The organism is Nocardioides sp. CPCC 206347, assembly GCF_048654605.1.
Lineage (GTDB): Bacteria > Actinomycetota > Actinomycetes > Propionibacteriales > Nocardioidaceae > Nocardioides.
On record NZ_JBMCYZ010000013.1, the window covers coordinates 1 to 6,210 of the forward strand.

5 protein-coding genes and 1 tRNA gene are annotated in these 6,210 nt (G+C 69.6%); 4 read left to right on the plus strand and 2 right to left on the minus strand.

The window, feature by feature from the left end; all coding sequences use genetic code 11:
- Window positions 1–381: 381 nt before the first annotated feature.
- Window positions 382–1,653 carry a tyrosine--tRNA ligase gene (gene tyrS / locus ACOACQ_RS24015; protein WP_378596014.1) on the minus strand — a complete coding sequence of 424 codons (1,272 nt, stop codon included), beginning with the start codon at window positions 1,651–1,653 and terminating at the stop codon, window positions 382–384.
- Window positions 1,654–1,789: 136 nt separating this feature from the next.
- On the opposite strand from tyrS, the gene ACOACQ_RS24020 reads away from it, so the two are divergent.
- Complete coding sequence (locus tag ACOACQ_RS24020) at window positions 1,790–3,145, plus strand: serine/threonine-protein kinase (protein ID WP_378596015.1); 1,356 nt, start codon at window positions 1,790–1,792, stop codon at window positions 3,143–3,145.
- Window positions 3,146–3,206: 61 nt separating this feature from the next.
- Window positions 3,207–4,169: a hypothetical protein gene (locus ACOACQ_RS24025; protein ID WP_378596016.1), complete on the plus strand. Its 963-nt coding sequence runs from the start codon at window positions 3,207–3,209 to the stop codon at window positions 4,167–4,169.
- Here ACOACQ_RS24025 and ACOACQ_RS24030 read toward each other — a convergent pair.
- Window positions 4,138–5,229: a DNA adenine methylase gene (locus ACOACQ_RS24030; protein ID WP_378596017.1), complete on the minus strand. Its 1,092-nt coding sequence runs from the start codon at window positions 5,227–5,229 to the stop codon at window positions 4,138–4,140. The two genes, ACOACQ_RS24025 and ACOACQ_RS24030, sit on opposite strands and share 32 nt — an antisense overlap.
- Before the next feature lie 9 nt (window positions 5,230–5,238).
- Between ACOACQ_RS24030 and ACOACQ_RS24035 the strand changes: the two genes are divergently transcribed.
- Window positions 5,239–5,985: a PIG-L deacetylase family protein gene (locus ACOACQ_RS24035; RefSeq protein ID WP_378596018.1), complete on the plus strand. Its 747-nt coding sequence runs from the start codon at window positions 5,239–5,241 to the stop codon at window positions 5,983–5,985.
- 45 nt (window positions 5,986–6,030) lie between these two features.
- Window positions 6,031–6,104, plus strand: a tRNA-Ile gene (locus ACOACQ_RS24040).
- Window positions 6,105–6,210: the final 106 nt, after the last annotated feature.

The window sequence follows — 6,210 nt, forward strand, 5'->3', positions numbered from 1 at the left end:
CAATCATATTGCCGAAACCACACACCAACCACCCAAAGGCAGTCAGCGCAAAACAGTCACAACAATCTATATGCATGACACACTGTTGAGTTCTCAAACATCAAACACTGCGAAGCTCGCCGTTGCCGGTCTGTCTTCGCGCTGATGGTTATCCCATCACAATCCGGATCCCGGTCTGTACCAGGCCCACAAGGCCTGCTTTTCGGACTGGCACCCGATCTGACTGCGATCGAGATGGTGTTCGCTGGGGCCGGTAGCCCGGAGCCGATCGGCTCCTTGCTTCCCGCCGCACCCGGCGACATGCAGAACATTACGACACTCCCCCGGAGAGCACAAATCCGGGGGGCGTGACGCGGGCCACACGGCCTCCGGAGGGCGTTCTCAGTGCACGCGGACGCCTGCGAAACGCTTCTTTCCACGCCTGAGAACCAGCCAGGACGACCCGATCAGGTCGCTTGCCGTCGGGGTGAAAGCAGGGTCGTCGACCCTCACGTTGTTGAGGTACGCCCCGCCCTCGGCGATCGTCCGGCGCGCTTCGCCCTTCGATGCGGCCAGCCCGGTGAGGGTCAACAGCTCGACCACGTCGGGGATGCCGGCGCCACCGTCGACCTCGACGACACCGGCCTCTGCCAGTGCCGCTCCCAGGGTCACTGCGGACAGCGCGGTGATGTCGCCGCCTCCGAAGAGCGCCGCGGCCGCCGTCTTCGCCTGCTCGGTCTCGACCGAGCCATGGACCAGCGTCGTGACCTCGTCCGCGAGGAGCTTCTGGGCCTCCCGCAGGAACGGCTTCTCGGCATGGCGTACCTCGAGGGCCTCGATGTCCTCACGCGACACGAAGGTGAAGGTCTTGATCAGCTCGATGACCTTCTCGTCCTCGACGTTGAGCCAGAACTGGTGGAAGGCGTACGGCGCCATCAGCTCGGGATCCAGCCAGAGGGCGCCGCCCTCGGTCTTGCCGTACTTCGTCCCGTCGGCCTTGGTGATCAAGGGCGTCGCGAAGGCGTGGGCGTGGCCGCCCTCGGCTCGCCGGATGAGCTCGACACCGCCGGTCAGGTTGCCCCACTGGTCGGACCCGCCGAACTGGAGCGTGACGCCGTGGTTGCGGAACAGGGTCAGGAAGTCCATCGACTGCAGGAGCACGTAGGAGAACTCGGTGTAGCTGATGCCGGACTCGAGCCGGCGCTTCACGGTCTCGCGCCCCAGCATCCGGTTCACCGGGAAGTGCTTGCCGATGTCGCGCAGGAAGTCGATGACCGAGAGCCCGGCGGTCCAGTCGTGGTTGTTCACCATCGTCGCGGCGTTGTCGCCCTCGAAGGACAGGAACGGCTCGATCTGGCGGCGGACCCGGTTGGTCCAGTCCTGCACCGTGTCGAGGGAGTTGAGGGTCCGCTCCCCCGAGTCCCGCGGGTCGCCGATCATTCCGGTGGCGCCACCGACGAGTGCGAACGGCGTGTGGCCGGCGCGCTGCAGGCGCATGGCGGTCACGATCTGCACCAGGTTGCCCATGTGCAGGCTCGGCGCCGTGGGGTCGAAGCCGACGTAGTACCGGACGCTGCCCTCCGCAAGCGCAGCGCCGAGCGCGTCGCGGTCGGTGGACTCGGCCAGCAGGCCGCGCCACGCGAGATCGTCGAGGAGGGTGGGGTCGACGGGCACGTCGGTCCTTTCCGGGTGGGAACAATCAGCAGACGAACGAACAAGAACAACAAGATGGTGGAAGCAAGCCTGCCCCATCCGGAGGCAAGACGCCCACTGGGTTCGAAGCACGACCTGTGGGTACGTTCAGGGCATCATGAGCGGCACACCGGTGGATGGGCGCTACACGCTCGATCGCGAGGTCGGGCGGGGCGCGAGTGGCGCGGTCTGGCTGGGTCGCGACGAGGTCCTGGGGCGCCCGGTCGCCGTGAAGCGGATCGGGATGCTGTCCGGCCAGACCCACGACCCGGCCCGCGCAGCGCGGGAGGCCAGGCTCGCGGCCCGCATCAACCATCCGCACGTGGTCTCTGTGTTCGACCTGGTGCAGACCGACGACGCGCTCTGGCTGATCATGGAGTACGTCGACGGTCCCTCTCTCTCATCTGTGGTCAGGGAGAGCGGCCCGCTGACCCCCACCGCCGCCGCGGAGCTGCTCGAACCCGTCGCGGACGCCCTGGTGGCCGCCCACGCCCAGGGCGTGGTCCACCGCGACGTGAAGCCGTCCAACATCCTGGTGAGCGAGGCGGGCGGCGCGAAGCTCTCGGACTTCGGCATCGCCCGCGGTGACCAGGACGCGACGCTCACGCAGACCGGCCTGGTGACCGGGTCGCCGGCGTACCTCGCTCCCGAGGTCGCCACCGGCGTCCTCGCGAGTCCCGCGAGTGACGTCTGGGCGTTCGGCGCGACCCTCGTCCACGTCCTGACCGGCCGGCCGCCGTACCACGTCGAGGAGGGAGAGAACGGGCCGCTTGCAGTGGTCTACCGGATCGTCCGCGGCGACCCGCCCCGACCGGTCGAAGCGGGTTGGCTGGGCCCCCTGGTCGAGATGACGATGACCGCCGATCCGGCGGCGCGGCCGTCGATGTCCGAGGTACGCGACTACCTGAGGCGCGCGGATCCCGTGAGCACGGAGGCGACGGCGACGGCCGCCCTTCCGGCCATGGCTCCCCCGTTGCCCCGTCCGCCGGCGCCCCAACCCCTGCCGACGCCGGCGCGATCGCGCCGACGTACGACTCCACTGGTGGTGGCCGCTGCACTGGTGATCGCGGCGCTCGTCGCTGCCGTCGCGCTGATCGGCCGAGGTGACGACGATCCCGGCCGGAACGCGGCCGACGGCGCGGGATCCACGTCGCCCACGGGCACCGCAGCCCCGACCCGCACGGCCGGCGAGCTCGAGGAGTTCGCCGAGACGTACGTGCGGACGGCCGATGAGGATCCGGCGGCCGGCTTCCGGATGCTCACGCCGGCGTACCAGGCGGAGAGCCCGGGGTACGAAGCGTTCTGGGGACCACTGCGGTCGCCCCAGATCCTCAGCATCGCGGCCGATCCGACGGCGATGACGGTCACCTACACCTACTCCTACGTCTTCCCGGGCAAGGGCAAGCGCACCGAAGAGGTGACCCTCGAACTCGAGGAGCAGGACGGCGAGCTCAGGATCGCCGGCGCCGCGTGACTGTGGCGAGCCCTCGACAAGAACCGCCGATGTCGCTCCGATTGTGGGTAGCCTCCGGCAGGTGAGCGAGTACGACGCCCGGTTGGCCGACCGGGTGCGGACACGCGGCGCACTCCCCCCGGACGACGCCGCGCTCGTCCTGCTGCCCGTCGCCGAGGCGCTGGCAGTACTCCATGGGGGCGGGCGCGTCCACGGCGCCATCTCGCCGACCGCCATCCAGGTGGACGCGCTGGGCCACGCCACGTTGCTGGATCCGGACGCGGTCGCCGCAGATCCCGCCTTCCAGCCGCCGGACCCGATCTGGGGCCTGCGGCCACATCCCGCGGGGGACGACGTGTGGTCGTTCGTGGCCGTCCTGCTCCACGTCACCACCGGCCGTCCGCCCTCGATCGACGATGCGGACCCTCGCCGCGTCGGCTGGCTGGCTCCCCTCGTCGAACTGGCGTTGCAGACGGACCCCCGGGACCGTCCGACGATGGCCGACGTCGCCGACTACCTCCGGGCCCGGGTGGCTCCGGCACCGCCACCGCGTCGGATCTCGAGTGCCGCGATGCTCGTCGCAGGTGGAGCGGTCATCCTCGGCCTGGCGGCGATTGGCGCCGCACTCCTCTTCGGCGGGGACGACGAGCGATCGCCACGGCCGGCGACCAGCACGTCTCCGTCCACCGACGACGAGCCGGTCGCCGACGAGCCGACGGCGACGGCCTCCGCGGCGCCGGTCGCCGCCACCGAGCTCGAGGCGTTCGCGCGGTCCTATGTCGCCACCGCGAGCAGCAACCCCGACCGCGGGTTCGACCTGCTGACGCCGTCCTACCAGCAGTCCAGCCCGCGCTACCGGGAGGTGTGGAACGCGATCGAGGACCCCGAGATCGTGGAGGTGGAGGGCGACCCCGACTCACTGTCCGTGAGCTACACCTACACGTATCGACTCCACGGGTCCCGGCGCACCGAGGACGTCACGCTGCGGTTGGTCCAGCAGGACGAGGGACTGCTCATCGCCGGCGCGTCGGGTCGCCTGCGCTGACGGCTGCCGCGACCTTGTCCGCCGAGCCCGCGACGAAGAGGTACTCGACGTTGCGCAGTCGCCCGACGGCACCGACCCGCTCCCCGGAGCGGTTGTGGATGCCGATCTGCGCGCCGACGTACCGCTTGCGATCGAAGGCCAGCAGCGCCACCTCGGCATGGCCCGCTGCCCGGAGCGACGAGGTCATCTCCTCGGGGGTGATCCACGATTCGTCGTTGTAGGAGACGACGACCACCTCGGCGCGGAGCCGGCCCAGGACGTCGGCCAGCGCGGCCGGCATCGAGCGCTTGCTGTTGAAGACGCTGCTGCGTTCGCGGGTGTCGACCCGCTTGCACGCGATGCCGTAGTGCTCCGGCTCGTCCCAGCGGACCAGGGTCTCCCAGATGTGGTAGTTCGCGAAGTAGCGGTGCTGGTTGTACGGCGGGTCGACGTAGGCCAGGTCGACGGGGCCGATGAGCTCGACGGTGTCCATGACGTCACCGGTCACGGTGTGCCCCAGTCCGGGGAGCAGGTCCGGGCGGCGGAGGTCCAGCTCGGCGTGGGACCGCGGCGCCCATTGCTTGAGGTAGGCCATCTGGACGCCCGTGGTCGAGTCGACGCGGTCGGCAGCCAGCATCAGGCTGGTCAGCAGGATCGGGCGCAGCGGGCTGCCGGGCGGGTGGTCACGCTCGATCGCCTCGCGCACCGCGTCGATCCGCAGGCCGTTCTTGGGCTGGAAGAAGCGGGCCTGCTCGCAGAAGGTCTCCGTGAAGTAGCCGTGCGTCCCGGGCAGGCTGCCGAGGCGCGCCAGTTCGGCGTCGAGGAGGTCGTCATCGACCTGCGCTGCGTCGGCGGCGATGTAGCAATCGCTGAGCACTTCGGAGTACGACGCGACGTCGGCCGCGGTGACCTCGATCCCCCGCCGCTTGAACTCCTGGGCCACCCGGGTGGTCCCGGTGAAGAGATCGACCGCGGTCCCGGCCTCGGTCGCGACCGCCATGTCCCCCAGCGTCGGCACCAGCGTGCGCTTCGAGCCGAGGTACTTGATCACAGCCGCAGCGTAGGCGGTCAGGCGTGGCATGCTCGCTCCATGGCCGAGACTCCTGTGCCGCTCCAGCCCCTCGACGAGGACTGGCAGCGTGCGTTGTGCATCGTCGCCCACCCCGATGACATGGAGTTCGGCGCCGCAGCCGCCGTTGCTCGCTGGACCGGACAGGGCAAGAACGTCGTCTACTGCATGGTCACCAGCGGCGAGGCCGGCATCGACGGGCTCGACCCCGATGCCTGCCGCACGGTGCGCGAGGCCGAGCAGGTGACCTCCGCGGAGATCGTGGGCGTCGATGTCGTCGACTTCCTGCGGCAACCCGACGGGATCCTCGAGTACGGAACCGCCTTGCGTCGTGATCTCGCGGCCGTCGTACGACGGCACCGGCCGGAGATCGTGATCACCGGCAACTTCCACCCCACCTGGGGCGGGCGGAACCTGAACCAGGCCGACCACATCGCCGTCGGGCGAGCGGTCCTGGACGCGGCGCGGGATGCCGGCAACCGGTGGATCTTCGCCGAGCAGGTGGCCCAGGGCCTCGAGCCGTGGGGCGGGGTGCGTGAGGTGTGGGCCTTCGGCTCACCTGAATCGACCCACGCCGTCGACACGACCGCGACCTTCGACGTCGGCGTCGAGTCCCTCAAGGCCCACGCGGCCTACATCGACGGACTCGGTTGGGAGAACTGGGACCCGCGCGAGTTCCTCGAGGGCATGGCGCGGGCCACCGGCTCGCGACTCGGCGTGCCCTTCGCGGCACCGTTCGAAGTCTTCCCGCTGGGCTGGGGCGAGTGACCGGTTCGCCCGCACTGTCCGTCCTCTAGGGTGATGCCGCACCTCGGGGCGGTAGCTCAGTCGGTCAGAGCAGAGGACTCATAATCCTTGGGTCGTGGGTTCGAGCCCCACCCGCCCCACCGAAGCTCTGTGTTGTCTCGGTTGAGGGTTGACGGTTCACCTTCGGCTGAGGCCTTACACATGTTCGGCTGATGCTTGACGGCTGCTCCGGTTGAGGCTTGACAC

Excerpts from the sequence above, each read along its gene's own strand:
- ACOACQ_RS24020 (WP_378596015.1), top strand. The coding sequence starts at position 1,790 with ATGAGCGGCACACCGGTGGATGGGCGCTACACGCTCGATCGCGAGGTC.
- ACOACQ_RS24035 (WP_378596018.1), top strand. The coding sequence starts at position 5,239 with ATGGCCGAGACTCCTGTGCCGCTCCAGCCCCTCGACGAGGACTGGCAG.
- ACOACQ_RS24030 (WP_378596017.1), bottom strand. The coding sequence starts at position 5,229 with ATGCCACGCCTGACCGCCTACGCTGCGGCTGTGATCAAGTACCTCGGC.